This window comes from Flavobacterium selenitireducens, from assembly GCF_014748335.1.
Taxonomy (GTDB): domain Bacteria; phylum Bacteroidota; class Bacteroidia; order Flavobacteriales; family Flavobacteriaceae; genus Flavobacterium; species Flavobacterium selenitireducens.
Genome location: NZ_JAAVIY010000008.1, coordinates 83495 through 105418, shown reverse-complemented (window position 1 = coordinate 105418; position 21924 = coordinate 83495). Strand labels below are relative to the sequence as shown.

The 21924-nt window shown below is 47.6% G+C and carries 18 protein-coding genes; 10 read left to right on the top strand and 8 right to left on the bottom strand.

Annotated elements, in window-relative coordinates:
• Positions 1-52 precede the first annotated feature (52 nt).
• Entirely contained in the window at positions 53-448 is a 396-nt protein-coding gene (locus HC229_RS12505; protein ID WP_191020835.1) for a DUF983 domain-containing protein, read from the top strand.
• On the opposite strand, the gene HC229_RS12500 is transcribed toward HC229_RS12505, so the two are convergent.
• The 7 genes from HC229_RS12500 to topA all read right to left on the bottom strand — a co-directional run bounded on the left by HC229_RS12500 (position 423) and on the right by topA (position 10380).
• Positions 423-1466: an NAD(P)/FAD-dependent oxidoreductase gene (locus HC229_RS12500; RefSeq protein ID WP_191020834.1), complete on the bottom strand. Its 1044-nt coding sequence runs from the start codon at positions 1464-1466 to the stop codon at positions 423-425. The two genes, HC229_RS12505 and HC229_RS12500, sit on opposite strands and share 26 nt — an antisense overlap.
• A gap of 258 nt (positions 1467-1724) precedes the next feature.
• Positions 1725-2711: a type IX secretion system ring subunit PorN/GldN gene (gene porN / locus HC229_RS12495; RefSeq protein ID WP_191020833.1), complete on the bottom strand. Its 987-nt coding sequence runs from the start codon at positions 2709-2711 to the stop codon at positions 1725-1727.
• Between the two features lie 44 nt (positions 2712-2755).
• Positions 2756-4297 carry a type IX secretion system motor protein PorM/GldM gene (porM, locus tag HC229_RS12490; protein WP_191020832.1) on the bottom strand — a complete coding sequence of 514 codons (1542 nt, stop codon included), beginning with the start codon at positions 4295-4297 and terminating at the stop codon, positions 2756-2758.
• 42 nt (positions 4298-4339) lie between these two features.
• A complete protein-coding gene (gene porL / locus HC229_RS12485; RefSeq protein WP_191020831.1) occupies positions 4340-4972 on the bottom strand; it encodes a type IX secretion system motor protein PorL/GldL in 633 nt (210 codons plus the stop codon).
• A 60-nt stretch (positions 4973-5032) separates the two neighbouring features.
• The gene (porK, locus tag HC229_RS12480; protein ID WP_191020830.1) at positions 5033-6436 is read right to left on the bottom strand and encodes a T9SS ring complex lipoprotein PorK/GldK; all 1404 of its coding nucleotides are present in this window, start codon (positions 6434-6436) and stop codon (positions 5033-5035) included.
• A 242-nt stretch (positions 6437-6678) separates the two neighbouring features.
• Complete coding sequence (locus tag HC229_RS12475; RefSeq protein ID WP_191020829.1) at positions 6679-7833, bottom strand: formimidoylglutamase; 1155 nt, start codon at positions 7831-7833, stop codon at positions 6679-6681.
• A 3-nt stretch (positions 7834-7836) separates the two neighbouring features.
• On the bottom strand, positions 7837-10380 hold the full coding sequence (topA, locus tag HC229_RS12470; RefSeq protein WP_191020828.1) for a type I DNA topoisomerase: 2544 nt from the start codon (positions 10378-10380) through the stop codon (positions 7837-7839).
• Positions 10381-10587: 207 nt separating this feature from the next.
• Between topA and miaB the strand changes: the two genes are divergently transcribed.
• The 9 genes from miaB to HC229_RS12425 all read left to right on the top strand — a co-directional run bounded on the left by miaB (position 10588) and on the right by HC229_RS12425 (position 21149).
• Positions 10588-12033: a tRNA (N6-isopentenyl adenosine(37)-C2)-methylthiotransferase MiaB gene (miaB, locus tag HC229_RS12465; RefSeq protein ID WP_191020827.1), complete on the top strand. Its 1446-nt coding sequence runs from the start codon at positions 10588-10590 to the stop codon at positions 12031-12033.
• A gap of 74 nt (positions 12034-12107) precedes the next feature.
• Positions 12108-13400, top strand: coding sequence for a sigma-54 interaction domain-containing protein (locus HC229_RS12460; protein WP_191020826.1), 1293 nt, complete (start codon positions 12108-12110; stop codon positions 13398-13400).
• A 37-nt stretch (positions 13401-13437) separates the two neighbouring features.
• Positions 13438-14301: an RHS repeat domain-containing protein gene (locus HC229_RS12455; RefSeq protein WP_191020825.1), complete on the top strand. Its 864-nt coding sequence runs from the start codon at positions 13438-13440 to the stop codon at positions 14299-14301.
• A gap of 13 nt (positions 14302-14314) precedes the next feature.
• Positions 14315-14821, top strand: a complete 507-nt coding sequence (locus HC229_RS12450) for an LptE family protein (protein WP_191020824.1) — start codon at positions 14315-14317, stop codon at positions 14819-14821.
• 46 nt (positions 14822-14867) lie between these two features.
• The gene (locus HC229_RS12445) at positions 14868-16148 is read left to right on the top strand and encodes a tetratricopeptide repeat protein (RefSeq protein ID WP_191020823.1); all 1281 of its coding nucleotides are present in this window, start codon (positions 14868-14870) and stop codon (positions 16146-16148) included.
• A 2-nt stretch (positions 16149-16150) separates the two neighbouring features.
• Positions 16151-16540 (top strand): preprotein translocase subunit SecG, encoded by a 390-nt coding sequence (gene secG / locus HC229_RS12440; protein WP_191020822.1) that lies wholly within the window; start codon positions 16151-16153, stop codon positions 16538-16540.
• Positions 16541-16701: 161 nt separating this feature from the next.
• Positions 16702-16977, top strand: coding sequence for a co-chaperone GroES (locus HC229_RS12435; RefSeq protein WP_191020821.1), 276 nt, complete (start codon positions 16702-16704; stop codon positions 16975-16977).
• 71 nt (positions 16978-17048) lie between these two features.
• Positions 17049-18680, top strand: coding sequence for a chaperonin GroEL (gene groL, locus HC229_RS12430; protein WP_191020820.1), 1632 nt, complete (start codon positions 17049-17051; stop codon positions 18678-18680).
• A gap of 108 nt (positions 18681-18788) precedes the next feature.
• Positions 18789-21149 carry a hypothetical protein gene (locus tag HC229_RS12425; protein ID WP_191020819.1) on the top strand — a complete coding sequence of 787 codons (2361 nt, stop codon included), beginning with the start codon at positions 18789-18791 and terminating at the stop codon, positions 21147-21149.
• Between the two features lie 15 nt (positions 21150-21164).
• On the opposite strand, the gene HC229_RS12420 is transcribed toward HC229_RS12425, so the two are convergent.
• Positions 21165-21863 (bottom strand): DedA family protein, encoded by a 699-nt coding sequence (locus HC229_RS12420; protein WP_191020818.1) that lies wholly within the window; start codon positions 21861-21863, stop codon positions 21165-21167.
• Positions 21864-21924: the final 61 nt, after the last annotated feature.

Genomic DNA, 21924 nt, shown 5'->3' with positions numbered 1-21924 from the left:
TAATTTTGCAGTGAATCGCGAGTTCGGAATGCTCCCGCGAAAATTTTTGCAAATGTTAAAAAAAGGTAGCAAACTCTATAGCATTTTAACAGGAACTTGTCCGAAATGCAACAGCGACAAAATGTTCGTGAATCCGAACCCGTACAATATCGGGCAAAACCTGAAAATGCACACGAGGTGTCGCAAATGCGGATTCGTATACAAAATGGAAACTTCCTTCTTTTTTGGGGCGATGTACGTCAGTTACGGTTTGGCCGTATTCCTGGGAATGGTGATTTTTGGGATCGCATATGCACTTGGCGCCGGTTTGCTTACGGCTTTCGGTTGGATTTTCTTCTTGCTGTTTGCACTGATGCCGGTCATAACAAGGGTTTCCCGCGCAATTTACATCAACCTTTTCGTCAACTACGACGCAAATGCCGTCAAGCGATACGAGGAAAACGCGTGATGTTCACATTTGACGGAATCTGCGCTCCGTTTTCGATGTTCTCATAGAGCAGTTTCGCCATTGTCGGGCCAAGCATGACGCCTCGCGTTCCAAGTCCGTTGAGGATATGGAGATTTGGATAAGTCGGATGTGTTCCGACCATTGGTTTGCGATCTTTTACCGTCGGGCGGATTCCGGCCCTGTGGTCGATGATTTCAAAATCTACACTGACGATTTCCTTTAGTTTCTCAATCAACTCCTGCTTGCCGGATTCAGAAGGGATTTCAGTTTTGTCATGCCATTCGTAGGTCGCGCCGACTTTGTACGTGCCGCCTCCAATGGGCAGTATGAAAACGCCTCCTTTTACGATCGCCTCAATGTCCAAAGCGGCCTTGATCACGATAACCTCGCCTTTCGTTCCTTCGAGCGGCAAATAGTTGAAATATGGATTGGACTTAATTCCGAAGCCTTCGCAAAAGACAACGTGCCTGGCTTGAACATCTCCAAATTGCACAAAACCGTCTTTCTGATCCAATCTCGAATAGTCGAAACTTTGTTCGCGATAAAACCCGCATGCCTTTAGAAATTGCCTGAAATCGGCCAGGAACGCCTGTGTGTCGACGAATCCGGTTTGTTGGACAAGCCCGAAGTCGAATGGCGAATCAATTCCCGGGAATTTGTCGCGGACGAGCTTGGTGGATAGAAATGGAGAAAGCCCATCTTTCTCGGATGCGATGAACCAATTGTTTTGCTCTTCGACAGATGCAAAACGGCGTAATATCGGCATATCGATATTGTACTTTTTGCCGATACGCGATGCTATGTCGGTATAAAACTCCCTTACCGAATCAAGTTGTTGCTGCGCATCCTGCAAGCTACTGAAGCGCTTTAGGATAACCGGATTGTAAACTCCGGCGGCCGTTTGGGACGAATGCTGGGAATCGTTTTCAAAAACGACAATGGACTTGTCATGCTTTAACGCGGTTTGTGCGAAAGCAAGCCCGGCGAGCCCGGCACCAACGATGATATAATCTGTCATGGTGTAAAAGTACGGATTGTGCGTGAGGGATGGAAGTGGCAGCCCGCAGATGGGCAAGCTGGTTTTTGGAGGTTTTGGGGCGACCGGAGGGAGCCCGCAAAACATCCAAAAAAAACCGCTTGCACAGCGAGGACTATAACGGACAGCCCGACGGCGGCGATTGCGTATTCCGCATTACACCAGATAGTTTTCGCCGCCGGCACGCCCAAAATAAAAAAACCCTCACGAAAAGCGAGGGTTTCTATTGATTCGAGGATTTTAGTAATTCCACATATCTTGTTCGAAATCGCGGATCTTGTCTTTGATGCGCTCCGACTCCAAAAGTTGCATTTGAGCGTTGTCCTTCATATAGTCTGCAATTTGGCGGTCACCGTAAACGTTTTCTTCTTTGTAGATTTCTCCGCTGAAACGGCGGGAGTTCAACAAGTGGTCAAACGAAATTGGCATGGCCGAGTTGCGCTCGTTGAATGCTTTGTGCTCGTGCAATACTTCGCGAATCGAAGGGAAATACACCCAGAAAAGCTCGATTGGCTCAGCCTTTTCCTTTCCGATGTCACGTGCCTCGATAGCCGTAGGACAGATCGCCAACATTCGATATTTCATCTCGCCTTGACGCTTGTCGAAATACCAATATCCTTTGATCTTATATCCTTTGACATCTTGAGGTGTCAACTCGGTTTTGTTGATGTACTGCGGATCCAATTGCCTTTGGGCAGGAACAGTTCCACCTGGAGTAGACGAAATGACGCGTCCTTTCTTATCTTTTTTTACCACCGCTTTCGTTTCGCGTGGAAAATAAAGATCGCGGTTGTTGTTCAATTCGTCACGTCCTGAATCAAGAGTGTCGATGTATGTGAAAACGGATTCCATGTCTTTCAACGTCTTTTTGGTGTTGAAATACTCGTCTGCATAGACTTCGGTAATCCTACCGCTTTGGATATTCGCCAACAAAACATTGAACAAAGAACGTCTGTCTTTACCGATGTTGGCCGTGTCGACCGGATAATACATCGGAAAGTTCACACGCTGATCGAGATCGACGTATTCCCAGACCGTTTTTCCCATCAGTACGTCGCGATCGTGCACATATCCGTATGGCAATGGTTTGTCATTATCGGAAATCATCTGTGCAGGCGTCTTTTTGCCGATTTCGTCCGGAGTCTTCGCATTGAGCAAATTGGACTGCGCAAACGATTGGCTTGCAGCCGCTGCACACACTATTACTATAAGGTTTCTAAGTTTCATGTTTTAACTGTTAAGTTATGTAGGTTAACGAATAACTTAAATTCTTATTGTATTTCGTAAAGGACAGGTGAACATTTCTTTGTCGTGATGTTCGGAGCTCCCTCGATTACTGTTTTAATATCAGAGATAGTAACGACGTCTCCACGAGTAGCACGAGCCAAGGCCGCTTTACAACGTGAGTCAACGCGATCACCATTTACAACTACCGCAGCCTGTCCAGGAACTTTAAAAGTAAACTGGGTAACGCGGAAGTTCAAGTCGTAAAGGAAGTCATCGAGTTTCGCAGATACCTGAGAAACCTCAAGACGGGATTTCGCTCCTTTTGTGTCTCCGATTACACCACCGATCGCACCTTGAGGTCCAGGGATGTTCTTGATACGGAACACTTTTTTGTCAGTCACAGATTTTCCATCAGGCAACTTTCCGTTCACACTGACAACAACTTCAGTTCCACCACCCGGATTCAGGTTGTATTTTCCTTTGCCTGAGCTTGACAAACCTGGAGCAGATGCCTTGACATCGCTGTCAGCAATACCTGCGATAGAGATCGTCATAGGGTTAGGAAGACCACGGTAAACCACGTTCATCTTATCTGCAGAGATGTTAGCTCCTGAAGGACGTGGAACAACCACGTATTTTCCTTCGAAAGGAAGTGGTACAGTCTTACCATCTTCAAGGAAGGTAAACTTACCAGCAATCTTCTGCTCACCAACAGCACCAGCCGTCATATCAATGACCGCCTGACCGCTTGCAGGGTCGATTCTACCAGGACCAGCAAAAGATGTCGGCTTCGTGTTAGAGTCGTAACGACCCAGAACAACTTTACCCGTAACTTTCTCTCCTTGGAAATACGCGTTTTTATCAAGCACCACAATCGCGGTGTACTTGTTCATCGAAGTAGCTTCAAGAGCCGCTTTTCCAAGGGCGATGTTGTAGATATTCGCTTCAAGTACTTTGACATTGTTTTGCATTGCTGACAATTTTGTCAATGACGCAATCGACGGAAAGCCTTTGTAATGATAATCAAGATACTTCTTGGTTACGCCTTCACCATCTTTAACATCTGCAGTACTAAACTTGTTGTCGATCTCGGCAGCTACAGTTTTGTATTTCACATCGTTACCCAAAGCCGCTTTCATATCAGCTTTATACTTCTCGATTGCAGCTACGATTTCTTTCCCTTTCGGAGAATAACCGTCGCCTTCAAACCAATTTTCATCGATCTTATCACCCTTATCCATTGCTTCGTAAGGAAGTTTCCCACTTTCTTCTTTTTCAATGTCTTTCGTGATATCGCCTTTCAACGTTTCGATGTAGGCATAGAATTGAGACGAAATAGCTTTCGCTTTATCTGAAACTTGTTTTGCAGCAGCAAACGTCGGACTTTCAGCAGCCTTAGCCGTTATCGCCAAATGCATTTGATCATTCGTTTTGGAAGCGTCAACGTTAGACGACTCAAATTGTTCGTTCATCAAACCAAAGGCCGATAGAACTTCTTTTGACATATTCAATGCCAACATCGCGATGAAAACCAAATACATCAGGTTAATCATCTTCTGTCTAGGGGTTAATTTTCCTCCTGCCATTTTTTTGTATTAGCTAGTTAAAATTAAAAAAATGATCAGGAATTAGTTTCTTCCCATTGCAGACAACATTCCTCCGTAAACATTGTTCAATGAAGACAAGTTCGAAGTAAGCGATTGCATTTGATCTTTAAGTTTAAGGTTGTTTTCAGCAACTTCCTGGTTGATTTGAGCGTTACGTGAAGCGCTTTCCAACTGTACTTTGTACAAGCTGTTCAACGACTCAAGTTGTGCGGCAGCCATAGTAAGCTCCTCGCTGTATTTCTTTTGTGAAGAGATTGCATCAACTGTAGGGGAAATTCCTTTAGCGGCAGATTCGAAATTTTTGATGCTGTTGCCCAAGCTAGCCATAAGCTCGCCATCGATTTTAGCCTCTTTAAGCAAGTTGTCCAACTTTTGGGAAAGCAAACCTTGTGCTTCAGCCGGGTTTTCAGCTTTTTTGTCTCTAGCTTTAGCTTCTCCTCCAGCCAATTCCGGATATACCAAAGACCAGTCAAGCTCTTTAGCAACAGGATCGAATGCAGACAGACCGAAAATCAACGCCTCAGTTCCAAGACCGATGATCAACATCGCGCTCGCAAAAGGCCAGTGCATAAGCTTGAAAAGTGCTCCGATGATTACAACAGCCGCTCCCATACCGTAGCAGAAATTCATTACTTTAGGACTCAATAATGCCATAATAATAATTTTTAGTTAGTTAAGTTAATTTAAAATAATAGTGGTTAATAATTAAGGTTCTTATCTTTTTGGAGCTTTGCCGGTTACTTGCAAGCCCATGTAATCCTGAACTGTACGGAAGCCGATATAACTTCTTGCAGTGTCAGCATATTCAAAGTCACGGGTAGAATTCTGAAGGAAATAGGCCACATCCTTCCAAGACCCTCCACGGACCACTTTACGCATATTACCCAAGTCACCGACAGTAGGGTTCATCGTAGAAACATATTCGTAAGCAGCAGGATCGTAAGACGAATCCGTCCACTCAGCTACGTTACCGGCCATGTTGTAAAGATTGAATCCGTTCGGCTCGTAAGATTTAGCCTCGACGGTATACAATGCCTGGTCAGCTGCGTAATCCCCACGGTTCGGCTTAAAGTTAGCCAAATAACATCCGCGGTCGTTTTTCGTATAAGGGCCGCCCCAAGGGTAGCTTCCTGATTCAAGACCACCTCTGGCAGAATATTCCCACTCCGCTTCCGTCGGCAAACGGAACGAGTTGATCAAATCCCTGCCTTTTTTCGTCTTGATGTAAGCGTTTTTGTTCAAAGTTCTCCATGCGCAGAATGCCTTGGCCTGTTTCCAGGTAACACCTACAACCGGATATTGGCTATACGCCTGGTGCCAGAAATAGTCGTTGTGCATAGGCTCGTTGTAAGAGTAAGCAAAATCCTTGATCCACACAGTCGTATCAGGATATACCTTTACCTTTTCAGTCTTGATGAACTGGCTGCGTTTCCCGACTTTAGCCTTGGCAGCAGCCTGGATGTCCATCCAAGAGTAACGGAACTGCAACTTGTTGACATCAATCGTACGCAAACCATTGTACGATTCCGCAACGGGCAGATACATACTGTCCATGACTTCCGTGTAATATTCATCAGGATACTTGCTCGTATCGTTGATCAACTTTACCTTTTTGTTAAGACGTCTTCCCGCATAAGGATCATCAGTCGTACCGACACTATAGTAATTCTCGTACATATACTTGTCGTAAGGCGTCATTTTCTCAGGATTCACATCGTTAAAGGCAAAATCGCTGATGCCTTTTCCGTTGCTCTTCCCGCCACCGCCACCGGCCGTGCTTCCGCCACCGACTTCATCGGCAAGGATAGCCAAGCGAACACGGATCGTAGAGTCTTTTACCCATTCGACGAACTGGCGATATTCGCTGTTGGTGATCTCAGTTTCATCCATATAGAACGAACGAACCGTCACCGTTTTAGTAGGCGCGTCCTGAATATTCGCCAAATCATCATCTGATTTACCCATGATGAATGACCCTCCAGGAATCAAAACCATTCCGTAAGGTTTCTCCGGATGCCACTTCTTCCCTTTCACTCCTACAAGCTCACCTTTGCCGTTATTCGAACCGCAGCTGGCCAAAAGAGCGAAAAATGCTGTGAATGCAACGAATTTCTTCATATAAATTTGGGTTATGTGTGTTTTCTTTTTTAAGGGCGTAAACCTATTTATAATTTTTTAAAAAAACAATAAATAATTCTAAAATTTAAACCCGGGTTCAAATGTAGAATTAATGTTCAAAACAAAAAAATATTTCATCGATAAAATGCATAAAAATACCGATAAAATACACTAAAACGTTATATCTGTAAAAATATTCCTACGAAAGATGCAAAAATAAGGCTAAACTGACTTTTTATTCCTTACACAATGTTTCGACGTTGCGCTTTCCACCACCTTTCGGGCATTTCCTGGTTGCAGGCACACAGGTATTCCTCATACGAACACGGTAATAACGTGCTTCTCCTTAATTTATTGTTAAGAGTTGCAACAAATGGAATTTCGATCCACCAGCGATCGGTTTTGTCGCTTTTGTAGAAAACGATTTCCTCTCCTTCTGATGCAACAGTGTATTTCAGGTAGCTTTCCCTGCTTCCGAACGGATACTCGTTCGAACGATATTGCACGCCCTCGATGAAATACCAAATCACCTGGGCCATCAGCGGCGCTTCATGACGCGAGCCATGATGTCCGAACAGTCCGAACGAACTCACCTTGTCGCTGATCCCGGCATAACGTGCCAGTGCACAAATCTCTTTTCCGTCGAAACCGTTCGGGACGAAGTGCGCCATATTACCGGACGCCGACGACTTTACCGCCATGAGATCCAGGCTCACGAGATCCGTGTCGCGCAGCACCGGTTCCGCAAGGGCGATATGGTTCGAAATTTCTCCCAGGCGGTAGGCCTCGAAGAACAATTTGTCGATCAGGTCGATTTCCTCCTGGGAATTGTAATAGGTTTGATAACCCAAATTGCCGTAGTTGAAAAGATTGTTCGGTTCGTCCACGATGATTTTGCTCAGATACGAATGAGCCGGAGCCGCGTCCTGGTCGCCTTTGCCAAAATCAAAACGGCTGTCGATCGCGGTCAGGTTCACCATTTGCTCGAGCTCGTCATAAGCGCGATACATCGGATAGGTCAAATCCTGGCTGCCTCCGATGACGATCGGCATGATGCGGCGCTTGAGCAAACCGGCGCACGCCTTCTGCAACGCATAATAGGTGTCGCTTGCCGATTCTCCGGCGTGGATATTTCCCAAATCGGCAATAGAAACGCCCCAGTTTCCGGGAAACAAACTGTAGAGTTCTTTCCTGAAATGAAAAAGGTCCGTTTCAGCTTGTACCGAACCGGACCCTCGATTTTCGTAAACGCCTATGATGGCGATCCGAATTTTGTCGAGGTCAGGAAAATCCTTACGCGAATGAAACGTCACCTTGCTTCCCAAATGCTGGCTCGAAAATTTCCCTACGAAGTCCAGCACCTCCTCCTCAACGGGAGACAGAAAATCAAATTCCATATATTATTTCTTTTTTACCGTAGCTTTTTTGGCGGCCGGCTTTTTTGCAGCTGTTTTGGCCGCAGCCGGTTTCGATGCCGGTTTTTTTGCCGCCGTTTTCTTTGCAGGCGTTTTGGCCGCGATCATTTCCTTGGCCTGGTCAAGCGTCAATGCCTCAACGTCGAAATCCTTTCCGAATTCAATTTTGATTTTGCCCTTGGTCATTACCGATCTTCCCCAACGTGCCTTTTCCACCTTGATGCCTTCGTCTTCCCAATTGTGGATGACCTTGTCGACGTCTTTCTGGAGTTTTTCGACAATCAGGCTTTCGACGTCGGATTGTGACAGCTTGTCGAAGTTGTATTTCTTGTTCACGTTGATGAACATGTTGTTCCATTTGATGAATGGCCCGAATCGACCGACACCTTTCTGCACAGGCAACCCGTCGAACATGGCGATAGGTGCATCGGCTTTGTTCTTCTCGTCGATGAGTTCCGTGGCGCGTTCAAAAGTCACGTCAAGCGGATTTTCACCTTTCGGAAGCGAAATGAACGTCTTGCCGAATCGCACATAAGGACCGAAGCGGCCGTTGTTGACTTCGACTTCTTCTTCTTTGTAATGCCCGAGGCTTTTCGGAAGCAGGAAAAGATCCAATGCTTCTTCAAGCGAGATGTTTCCGATGTTCTGGTCGGACATCAGGCTGGCGAACTGCTTGTTCTCGTCGTCGGCTTCCCCGATTTGCGCCATCGGGCCGAACTTTCCGAGACGGACGCTCACCTGTTTACCTGATTTCGGGTCGACTCCGAGGATTCTCTCCCCGCTTTCGCGTTCCGCATTTTCCTCGACTTCTTTGACGTTCGGATGGAATTTGCTGTAGAAATCCTGCATCATCTTGGCCCAATTGCGGTTTCCTTCGGCAATTTCGTCGAAATCTTCCTCGACCTTGGCGGTAAAATTATAATCCATGATGGACTCGAAGTTCTTCACAAGGAAATCGGTCACGATGGTACCGATGTCGGTCGGAACCAATTTCCCTTTGTCCGAACCCGTATTTTCGGTCAACGTCTTTTCGGAAACCTTGCCGGAGTTCAGCGTCAATTGCACGTATTTCCGCTCGACACCCTCCATATTTCCTTTTTCGACATACGTCCTGTTGATGATCGTAGAAATCGTAGGCGCATAAGTAGACGGTCGCCCGATACCAAGTTCCTCCAACTTTTTTACTAGTGACGCCTCCGTGTAGCGAGCCGACGGACGTGTATATTTTTCGGTTGCCGTAATCGACTGGTTCCGCAAGCTCTCGCCTACCCTTAACGCGGGTAGCATTCCTTCTGTCTCTTCTTCCTCATCGTCGTGCCCTTCGAGGTAGACTTTCAAAAAGCCTTCGAATTTGAGGACTTCGCCCGAAGCGATAAAATTATCGGAGTGGTTGTCGGCGGAAATCGTCACGTTCGTGCGCTCCAGTTCCGCATCGCTCATTTGGGAAGCAAGCGTGCGTTTCCAAATCAGGTCGTAAAGACGTGCCTGGTCGCGGTCGCCCGTAATTGTATGACGGGACATATCCGTCGGACGGATCGCTTCGTGTGCTTCCTGTGCGCCTTTTGACTTGGTGACGAAATTCCTCGGTTTAGAAAATTCCTTTCCGTAAGACGAGATGATTTCGTTTTTCGCCGCTTCCGATGCTTCCGCCGAAAGGTTGACGCTATCGGTTCTCATATAGGTGATGAGTCCGGCCTCGTAAAGACGTTGCGCCACCTGCATCGTAATTCCGACCGGCATGTAAAGCTTGCGCGCCGATTCCTGTTGCAACGTCGAGGTCGTGAACGGAGCCGCCGGTGATTTTTTGCCTGGCTTGGTTTCAAGGTCGGCGACTTTGTATTGGGATCCAATGTTTTTTGCAAGGAAATCCTCGGCTTCTTTTTTGGTGCTGAAATTTTTCGGAAGACGCGCCTTTACGGTCTTTCCTGCTTCGTTCGTAAACTCCGCGGCGATAGAAAAGGAGGCCACGGGTTTAAAATTCTGGATGTCGCGTTCGCGTTCCACGATCAATCGCACCGCAACCGACTGGACGCGTCCGGCAGACAAACCGCCTTTGACCTTGCGCCACAGTACGGGCGATAACTCATATCCGACCAAACGATCCAGGACACGTCTTGCCTGCTGGGCATCGACCAGGTCGTAGTTGATGCCGCGCGGATTGTCGATAGCCTTTAGGATCGCCGTTTTGGTGATTTCGTGAAATACGATGCGCTTTGTCTTTGACTTGTCGAGTTTCAACTCTTCCGCCAAGTGCCACGAAATGGCTTCTCCTTCGCGGTCCTCATCGGAAGCCAGCCACACCGTTTCGGCGTTTTTGGACAAATCCTTGAGTTTTTTGACGAGCGCTTTTTTGTCTGGCGAAACTTCGTATTTGGGTTTGAAGCCGTGCTCGACATCGACACCGATTTCCTTTGACGGAAGATCGGCGATGTGCCCGTAGCTGGATTCGACCTGAAAATCCTTCCCTAGGAATTTCTCGATCGTCTTAGCCTTCGCAGGCGACTCCACAATTACTAAGTTCTTTGCCATACCATTTTTCGTTTGCCGCAAAAGTAGGGTAAAATTTTAAATTGGAAGCCGTCACCGGTTTTTTGGATTTCCGACATAAACCAAAAGGAATTTCATACCTATATATATTAAGGTATAAAATGTTGTATAATTTGATGTTAAATCAAAAACTGACATCTTGTCACGAGTAGTAAATTTCACGTATCTTTGCCAACCTATTTACGCCTTATGGAAAAGATTATTGAGGAAAGCAAACAAGGTGAAAGCCTCGTGCTCGAACAAAAGCCGGAGAATACGAAGAAACTTTTTATAGAAAGTTACGGTTGCCAGATGAACTTCAGCGATAGCGAGATCGTCGCATCTATCCTTCACGGACAAGGTTACAACACTACGCAAAATCTCGAAGACGCCGATCTTGTGCTGGTCAATACGTGCTCTATTCGCGACAAGGCAGAACAAACCGTTCGCAAGCGCCTCGAGAAATACAATGCAGTAAAAAGCATCAACCCGGGAATGAAAGTGGGCGTTTTAGGCTGTATGGCCGAACGCCTGAAAGCCAAATTCCTCGAGGAAGAAAAGATCGTCGATCTCGTTGTTGGACCTGACGCTTATAAAGACCTGCCGAACCTGCTCGCCGAAGTCGAAGAAGGACGCGATGCGATCAACGTCATTCTTTCAAAAGAAGAAACATACGGAGACATATCCCCAGTTCGACTCAATAGCAATGGCGTGACTGCCTTCGTGTCGATTACGCGCGGTTGCGACAATATGTGTACGTTTTGCGTCGTACCATTCACACGAGGGCGCGAACGAAGCCGCGATCCTCAAAGCATCATGGACGAAATCGCGGATCTGCATTCCAAAAACTTCAAGGAAATCACGCTCCTCGGCCAAAACGTCGACAGCTACCTTTGGTACGGAGGCGGCCTCAAAAAAGATTACGAGAAAGCCACCGATATGCAAAAAGCGACCGCCGTCGACTTTGCGCAGTTGCTCGACATGGCGGCAACGACGTATCCTAAAATGCGGTTCCGTTTTTCGACGTCGAACCCTCAGGACATGCACGACGATGTGCTCTATGTGATCGCGAAACACCACAATGTCTGTAAATACATCCACTTGCCGGTCCAATCGGGAAGTACGCGTATCCTGAAAGAAATGAACCGACAGCACACGCGCGAAGAATATATGGCCTTGATCGACAAGATCCGGGCGATTATCCCGAACTGCGCGATCTCCCAGGATATGATCACCGGCTTCCCGACCGAAACCGAACAAGATCACCAGGACACGCTTTCACTGATGCAATACGTGAATTACGATTACGGATTCATGTTCGCCTATTCCGAAAGACCGGGAACTTCGGCAGCGAGAAAACTCGAAGACGACATTCCCGAAGCGACCAAAAAACGCCGCCTGGCTGAAATCGTGGCGTTACAGCGTCAACTTTCCCTGAATTGCACCGAGGCTTTTGTCGGGCAGGTCGTGGAAGTCCTGATCGAAAAAGAATCCCACCGTTCCGACCAACATTGGAGCGGACGCAATTCCCAGAACACGGTCGCCGTCTTCCCGAAAGAACATTACAAGCCCGGTGATTTCGTTTTGGTACGCATCGATTCGTGCACGAGCGCGACGTTGATCGGGGAAGCGATCGGCTTTTCGGAAATGAATTAAATTGTTTAAGGTTTAAGGTTTAGGTTGTGCACGAACAGCCTTAAACCTTAAACTTCAAACCTTAAACTAATAAAATGGAATCAGTACAAGCCACAAAACAGCGTTTCGAGATAATCGGCAACGACCCGAAGCTCAACCGCGCGATCGAAAAAGCCATACAAGTAGCTCCTACGGATATCTCGGTTTTGGTCACCGGTGAGAGCGGCGTCGGAAAAGAGAGCATTCCCAAAATCATTCACGCGTTGTCGCATCGCAAACACGGGAAATACATAGCCGTCAACTGCGGCGCGATACCGGAAGGCACGATTGATTCCGAACTTTTCGGACACGAAAAAGGCGCGTTTACCGGAGCTACATCGACGCGGGAAGGCTATTTTGAAGTCGCAGACGGCGGAACCATTTTCCTCGATGAAGTCGGCGAACTCCCGCTGACGACGCAGGTGCGCTTGCTTCGCGTTCTCGAAAACGGGGAATTCATAAAGGTCGGATCGAGCCAGGTACAAAAAACGAATGTCAGGATCGTAGCCGCCACGAACGTAAAAATGGCGGACGCGATCGCGAAAGGAAAGTTCCGGGAAGACTTGTATTATCGTTTGAGCACCGTCGACATTCATTTGCCGCCGTTGCGCGAACGCAATGACGACATCCATCTGTTGTTCCGAAAATTCGCTGCCGATTTCGGGCACAAATACAAAATGCCGCCGATACGACTCGAAGAACAGGCCGTCCAGCTTTTGGTGCGGTATCGATGGGGCGGAAACATCCGTCAGTTGCGCAACATCGCCGAGCAGATCTCTGTCCTGGAAACCACGCGCGACATATCGGCCGCCACGCTTAACTCGTATTTACCGCCGGCTGAAGGTTCGAGCAACCTGCCATCGGTAATTTCCGATAAAAAATCCGACAGCGATTTCTCTACCGAACGCGAAATACTTTACAAAGTGTTGTTCGACATGAAAAACGACCTGAACGACCTCAAGAAACTCACGCTCGAACTGATGAAAGACGGAGGCGCCAAAGTGCAGGAAGACCATCCCGGGCTTATCCGCAAGATTTATGGAGGCGAAAACGAAGACGAATTTGATTTCGAACAGGCCCACGCAGTCTCCTTGATTCCGGTTCCAGGTCGCGGAACGTCGGGTAACAATGCCCAGAAAGCACCTCCACTGACGACCAATCACGAGGAAGATTATGATTTTGCCGAAACCGTCGAAGAGGAAGAACCGCTGCGTCTCGAGCAAAAGGAAATCGAGATGATCAAAAAGGCGTTGCAGCGAAACAAAGGAAAACGCAAGGCCGCCGCAAACGAATTGGGCATTTCGGAAAGGACGCTTTACCGAAAGATAAAACAGTTTGATTTAGAGTAAGTTCGCTACCTTTAGCAGATAACCAACGCCATCTTTTATGAGAGCGACACTACTTTTGTTTTCGATTTTGTTTTTCGCTTCGTGCACGAGTGATGACGCCGGTTCCGCGACAGCGCCGGACCCGACCTTACTGCAAAGAGTAGTATTTTATCCGGAAAATGCGAACACGTCCCAGGTCTGGGATTTCGACCAGCAGGGATTCCTCATGAGCATTTCGAAACCGGATGGCACGATCCTGCAAAACTTCAGTTACGATGCCGGGCACAACCTCACAAGTACGACCTACATGGGCGTAACTTACGAATTTTCTTATGATGCTCAGGACAGGCTGTCGTCCGTAAATGGCTTGGCGGTGTCGTTCGATGAGGCGACCAACACTTATGCCGCTATACTTGGAGAGCCGGATCCGACTTCGGAAGACCCGATTCCGCATAGGCGCGAATGGCATATGGATTCCTCTATGTTGCTAAAAACCGAAGTAGATCACTTCACCTGGGTGCTCGGCGAGGGAACTGACATGCGTTCGCTGGTCACGTATGACGCCACGGGAAACCTGAAAAGCATGAGCGATCTCGACATGATATATGGCGGATTCACACATGATTCCCATACGAATCCGTTACGGCACGCCACCTTGCCGATTACCCGTGCGATGTCGCTTTTGCTGCAGGGATGGTCTCCGGATTTCCGGTTGAAGTTCATTTCGTCCCTTCACAATTCCACAAACAATATTTTATCCGAAGTACACAACCCGGAAGACCCGGAATCCAGCGAATTCGAATATCTTTACAACGCCAACGGATTGCCCCAGTCTTCGATTGCAAAAAGCTACTATTTGGGAAATTTCGAAGGCCAGACCCAACTTGCCCAATATTATTATCAAGGCGACACTTTACCGTAACGCCGCTTTTTATATGAGAAAATCAAGCTTACTTTTTTTATTGCCCGTGTTTTTGCTCTTTAGCGGATGCAAAGTGAATTACAACTTTACGGGAACAGGAAAAATCGACGCCGAATCGTTCCAGGTCAACTACTTCCAGAACACTTCCGAACTCATCGAACCCGGAATCGACCGGACTTTTACGTTGGCGCTACAGGATTTGATCCAGAACCAGACAAACCTCACGCTGACCAATTCCGGTGGGGATTTGCTGTACGAAGGGGAAATCGTCGACTACCGCATTTCGCCAATGACAGCCACAGCCGACCAACGCGCAGCCCAGAACAGGCTTACGATTTCAGTAATGGTCCGTTTCTCGAACAAGAAAAAAGAAGCCGACAATTTCGAGAAACGCTTTTCGTTTTTTTACGATTTCCCGGCGGCTACACAGTTGACGGGACCTACCCTGGCTGCGGCGCTCGATGAGATTTTTACGCGCATCACACAGGATATTTTTAACGAATCCCTTGCGAAGTGGTAGCCAGCAATCGCCGAATTTTACTACTTTCGGAATCTAAACCAACGCATTGAACCTTTCGGATTTCACATATCTGCTCAATCATCCCGAGGCGATCAACGGGAAACGCACGGACGAACTCGACAAGATCGTCGCGGAATTTCCGTATTTCCAGAGTGCGCGAGCGCTCCGTCTCAAGGGATTGTACAACGAAGACAGTTTCCGGTACAATTACGCGCTAAAGGTTACGGCTGCTTTTACGTCCGACCGCAGCGTTTTGTTCGATTTCATCACTTCGGATAATTTTACTTCCGTAGACCGGGCCGCTTATGTCGAAAAACAGGAGCAGTTGCGCGCGATCGAAGTCTCGGACATTCAGGAAGTGACCCAAAAGCCTGAAATCGAGGAACTGACGATGGACGACAGTTTCCGCGCGAGTCTCGACACGGAATTCGTGCGTGCCGAAGAATTGGAAGCGGATCGCCAAATTCCGGAAAACGAAAAAGAACAATCGAATGTTTTACGAGAGCTGGAAGCCGAAGGAAATGAGCTAGCGCCGGCGGAAACCGATCGATCCGAAATAGAAATTCCGGAATCTGAAGTTGGAGAATTTGAAATTGAAGAATCCGAAATTGAGGAAGCTGAAATCGAGGAAGCTGAAGCTAGAGAAGCTGAATTCGATGCAGGGGAATCTGAAATTTCCGAAAAATCGCAAGTCGAACCCGAATATGACGCCGCGACGCGCTCTGTTCTCGATTCCATTAAAGAAGCCGAACAGTATGCGAAAAGCCTTGTCGTTGCCGATGTCGAAGAAGTAAAGACACAACAAGTCCCGGACGTAGCGGTTGCTACCGAAGACGTCGTCGAGATCGAGGAAGTCGCCGCTTCAAAAGAAAATCTCGAGATTGGAAAGCCGCTTGATTTTTCTTCGTCCGAAAAGCATTCTTTCCACGAATGGCTGCAGCTCTCGAAATTTCAACCTATCGAGCGCAAAGAAACCGGACCCGACACTCAGGAAGTTATCGATTCGCAAACTCAAAGCGACGCCTCCGAAGATGATTCCGAGCGACAAAAAAAAAAGGAGCTGATCGATAAATTCATCGAATCGAATCCTAAAATCCCGAAAATAACGCCCGAAGCCAAGTCGCCTTCGTTTATTTTCGAGCCGTCCCAGGCAGACAATTCCTATCTCATGACCGAAACACTGGCGCGGGTTTACCTCGAACAGAAGAAGTACGAGAAAGCGATTCAGGCGTATGAAATTTTAATTTTGAAATATCCGGAAAAAAATAGTTTCTTTGCAGACCGAATTTTAGATATCAGGAATTTACAACAAAATAACAAGTTATAATAATGAGTACGTTTTCTATCTTTTTAGTGTTGATCACCATCGTTTGCTTTTTGCTGATCATCGTAGTGATGGTACAGAACCCGAAAGGCGGCGGTTTGTCTTCTTCCCTTGGAGGCGCGCAAATGATGGGCGGTGTCCAAAAAACCAATGACTTCCTCGATAAGAGTACCTGGACGTTGGCCACTGTATTGATCGTACTCATCATATTGTCAAGCTTGAGCTTCTCAGGATCTATGGCAGATAAGAATTCGGTTTTCGACAAAACGGAAACTGCTGCTCCTGCCACGACGACTCCGGCTGCAACAACTCCGGCTGCGACGACTCCGGCCGCTGCTCCTGCAAATGGAGAGGTCACTCCTGCCGAGACGACGCCAGCCGAACCTGCCAAATAATCTTGGAATCACGATATTTGAAATGCCAGCCTGTCAACGCTGGCATTTTTTTTATGCAAAATTGACAGTCAGCGACCGTTGGCATGTTTTTCGACCGAAGCGCGGCGAACGGAACGCACAAGATGCAATCCGATATTTTTAATAATCTAAAACAATATAACATGGCTTTGAAAATTCAACCTCTTTCAGACCGAGTACTTGTCGAGCCCGTTGCCGCCGAAACACAGACCGCATCGGGTATTTTTATTCCGGACACCGCTAAGGAAAAACCGCAAAAAGGAACCGTCGTAGCCGTTGGCAAAGGCACAAAAGACCACGAAATGACTGTGAAGGTCGGCGATACCGTGCTTTACGGTCGCTCCGCCGGAACAGAACTGAAATTCGAAGGCAAAGATTACCTGATCATGAGCGAATTCGAAATTTTCGCGATTATCTAAACCGTTGTCGGAAGACGATTCGGTATAAGTGATAACTAAATCAAAGATTCAACAAATCAACAATTAACAAAATGGCAAAAGACATAAAATTCGACATTGAAGCCCGCGACGGATTGAAGCGCGGCGTTGACGCATTGGCAAATGCAGTAAAAGTCACGCTTGGCCCTAAAGGCCGAAACGTGATCATCAGCAAATCATTCGGGGCACCGACCGTCACCAAAGACGGTGTTTCGGTTGCGAAAGAAATCGAATTGAAAGACACGCTCGAAAACATGGGCGCTCAAATGGTCAAGGAAGTAGCTTCCAAAACCAACGATTTGGCAGGAGACGGAACCACTACGGCTACGGTTCTCGCGCAAGCCATCGTGAAAGAAGGGCTTAAAAACGTGGCCGCCGGAGCAAATCCAATGGACTTGAAGCGCGGTATCGACAAGGCTGTAGAGGCGATCGTAGGCGATTTGGCCAAACAGTCGAAAGAGGTCGGAAGCGACAACGACAAGATCAAACAAGTCGCTTCGATTTCGGCGAATAACGACGACAAAATCGGCGAATTGATCGCAACGGCGTTCGGAAAAGTCGGTAAGGAAGGCGTCATTACGGTTGAAGAAGCCAAAGGAACCGACACTTACGTGGATGTCGTGGAAGGCATGCAATTCGATCGCGGTTATCTCTCCGCTTATTTCGTGACGAATACCGAAAAAATGGAAGCCGAACTCGAGAACCCATATATTTTGCTGTATGACAAGAAAGTTTCGGTTTTGAAAGAATTGCTTCCGGTTCTTGAACCAGTGGCACAATCGGGCAAACCGCTTTTGATCATTGCAGAAGACGTTGACGGAGAGGCTTTGTCCACTTTGGTGGTAAACAAACTGCGTGGCGCCCTTAAAATCGCTGCGGTAAAAGCACCAGGCTTTGGGGACCGACGCAAAGCGCTTCTGGAAGATATCGCGATACTCACCGGAGGAACCGTAATTTCTGAAGAAAGAGGTTACACGCTTGAAAATGCTTCCCTGGAAATGCTCGGAACTGCAAAACGCGTGTCGATCGACAAAGACAACACCACAATCGTTTCCGGAGCTGGCGAAGCGGATCTCATCAAAAACCGCGTTGCCCAGATCAAAGCCCAAATGGAAGTCACGACGTCCGATTACGACCGTGAAAAATTGCAGGAGCGATTGGCCAAGTTGGCGGGAGGCGTCGCCGTTCTTTATGTCGGAGCCGCATCTGAGGTTGAAATGAAAGAAAAGAAAGACCGTGTCGACGATGCGCTTCACGCCACCCGTGCGGCGGTCGAAGAAGGAATCGTTGCCGGCGGAGGCGTTGCATTATTGCGTGCGAAAGCGGCTTTGAAAGACGTTCACGCTGAAAATGCGGACGAAGCTACGGGAATCCAGATCGTGTCTCGCGCAATCGAATCTCCGTTGCGTACTATCGTTGAGAACGCAGGCCTTGAAGGTTCTGTCGTCGTTTCGAAAGTGGCCGAAGGTCAAGGCGATTTCGGATACAATGCGAAAACCGACGAATACGTGGATATGCTCGCCGCCGGAATTATCGATCCTAAGAAAGTGACGCGCGTGGCCCTTGAGAACGCGGCGTCGGTTGCGGGAATGATCCTGACCACGGAATGTGCGCTTGTCGACATCAAAGAGGAAGGTGCCGGAGGCGGAATGCCGATGGGAGGCGGAATGCCGGGAATGATGTAATTCCATCCTAAATATTTTGAGAAAAGCCATCCGATCCTGGGTGGCTTTTTTTTATATTCGCCGTCTCAAGCACGGCCAAACCCGACGCAATACGTAAGACCAAAACCGATGAACAAACTGCTTTCCCTTATTTTAACGGGCATTGCCGCGTTTTCGCACGCACAACAAACTGCCGTGGCACCAATCGCTTCCCAATCCTCATCGATAGCGAAGTATTTCGAAGCCGACCGGGAAGGCATGCACCTTCACTTCAACAAGGCGGCCTATCTTGCAGGTGAAAGAATCTGGCTCAAAGGCTATGTCGTCAAAAAACAAACGCATTTGCCGTACGGAGAGACTACAAACGCCTACGTTTCCTTATTGGACGCGAAAGGACAAAAGGTCGCGGGCGCGCTTCTTTATTGTGAGAATGCCGTGTTCAGTGGCTTCATCAACACGCCTCAAAACCTGCCTGCCGGTTTGTACTATCTGCAATCGTATACGAATTTCATGAACAATTTTGCCGAAGACGAATCGAGCCTGTATCCGATAACCGTTATCAATGCAAAATCCCGGGAATTTTACGTCCCAAACGCGATAGACTACGCTTCACTCGACATTTCGTTTGCGCCTGAAAGCGGCGTTTTCCTATACGGAACTTCCAACACGGTTGCCTTCAGGATTGCCGACTGCAACGGGAACGGCCTTACCGGGATCGAGGCGAAGGTAAAAAACGCCAGAGGATTGGAAATCGCGTCGGCTACGACCGATGCCGCCGGCTATTCGCGATTCGAGGTCGCCGACACGGACATGGGTCCATACGTGCTTTCGGCAACGATAAAAGGAAAGGAATACCAAAAAACGCTGCCGACGCCGAGCGTATCGGGCGTGACGTTCTCAATCAACAATTATATTTTCCCAGACAAAGCGACGGTCACGGTCAAAACCAACAAAGCGACGCTTGAACAAATAAAAGGGAAACCATTCGACCTGGTGATTCAAAGTTATGGCGCAAGCACGACCGCAAAACTCTCGTTCGACGGCAGCCAGGCCAGACAAGTCCTTTCGATCCCTTCGAACCACTTCTCGGACGGCCTCAACACCGTTTACCTTATTGACGCCAACCAAAATAAGATCGGTGAGCGAATGGTATATCAGGCGTATCGCAAAGCAACTGAGGAAACGCAATTGAGGGTCAGCCAAAAACGCGGCGATTCTATCGTGGTGCAAGGAGGCGGCGGTTTGAAATTAGCAAGTCTGAGTATATCCGTCGTGCCTGTATCCTCCGTAAAATCCCAGGAGGACATTTATACGAGACTCGAACTCGCGACACTTCCGGGTAGCGCAAAGATTAGCGGCCGCAATTATTTTGTCGGGTTCAACCGCAAGAAGCATTACGAGCTCGACAACATGCTCATCACGCAAGTCCAGAAGTACGACTGGACTAAAATAACGGGCATCGCTCCTCAAATACGATACGAATTCGACAAAGGACTTTCTATCAAAGGCGGCCTCAACAACAAGTCAGTCGATAGGGCCAACTCGAAAATCAACCTGAACGCGATGGCTTTCGGCCTAAACGAATTTGCCGAACTCAACGAAAAAAATGAGTTCCAGTTCCAAAATATCATTGCCGAGGATTCCGCACAGGTCTACATTTCATTGTTCAACAAGAAAAACGAACGCAGCCCACTTCAGGTTGCGTCCCATCTTAGCGGAAACAATCGCCCGTTTATAAAGCCGTTCGAGCCGTTGGAAAAAAATTGCCTGCTCAAGCCTGTCGAACTTGGATTTGGGATTCCCGACATGAAAAATAGCATCCGACTCGATTCGGTGACCGTCAGAACGGCCCGAAAACCGAAACTCAGCGAACAGAACACCAGGTTTTACGCCAACAACATGGCAAAAGGGTTTAAAATTACGCCTCAGGATGTCAGCATGTTTTCGACGATCGTCGACTTTATACAAAATAACGGATTCAACGTTTCCCAAGTCGGCGGACGCGTGATCATCAGCAGAACGTATTCAACCTCTTTCGAAGCGCAGAACAGCCCTGTAATTTTCGTAGATGACGTTCTACAGGACGACCACAACCTGCTCACGACATATCGCATGGACATGATCGACGAGGTTTACATCAATAAAAGAGGATATGGAGCCGGATCTTCTGGCGCCAATGGGATAATCAGGATCTACACTAAAAAGGGTCATTTCAACAACTCGACGAAAATCCTTTCCAAGGCGCTGTTGATAAAAGGTGGTTTCCAAAAAGCTACGGAATACGAAAACCCGCAATACGCCGATTACCACAACGACGCGTTCCATACCATGGGTGCCATTCACTGGATTCCAGATGTGGCCACGGACAGCTCAGGAAACTTCCGTTTTTCATTCCCGAATTTCCAACAGGATGCCGTAAAAGTAATCATTGAGGGAATCGCCTCGGACGGAACGCTCATATCTGAAGAGCGGACGATCGAAACAAAGTAAACGAAGATTGTAATCTTATTGCGGACTTCCCGGCACTTCCGGAGTCTTGACCTTTTTGCTGAACTTGATGATTACCGGGACAATCGTAATCAAAACAAGGGAAATTACGATAAGTTCAATGTGTTCCTTAAGGTCGATGGCAAAGCGCTCGAGCAGGAATCCGTAAAGGTAATGGCCGGCGAAAATCAAGCTGAATGACCATATGAATGAGCTCAGTACGTTGTAGAACATGAACCGTTTTTTGTCCATGAGCACGATCCCGGCCACGATTGGCGCAAACGTCCTGAAAATGGGAAGAAACCTCGCGAAAATAATTGCGCGCCCGCCATGCTTTTCAAAAAACTCTTTCGATTGGATCAGGTATTTTTTCTTGAATAAAAAACTGTCTTTTTTGTTGTAAAGATAGTAGCCGCTTTTCGCCCCAAACCAATACCCGACCATATTCCCGAGAATTCCCGCAAGCGCCACGAGCGTAGACAACAACGCCACATTCAGGAAAGCACTGTCGATTTTGACGACGGTCTCAAGCAATTCGCGATTGTAAATTCCGGAAAGGAAAAGCAAGCTGTCGCCGGGAAGAAAAAAGCCCGCGAACAAACCGGTTTCGGCAAAGACAATGAACAGAACGATGTAAAGCCCGACCTTGACGCCATTGATGTCAAAGTGTATATAAAACAATGGATCAATCAGGTCTTTCCAATTAAATTCGTTCATTTGGGCTTGTTGTAAGGTGTTAAAAAACGGTGCGTGAAAGTACGGATTTATTACAAAAGCC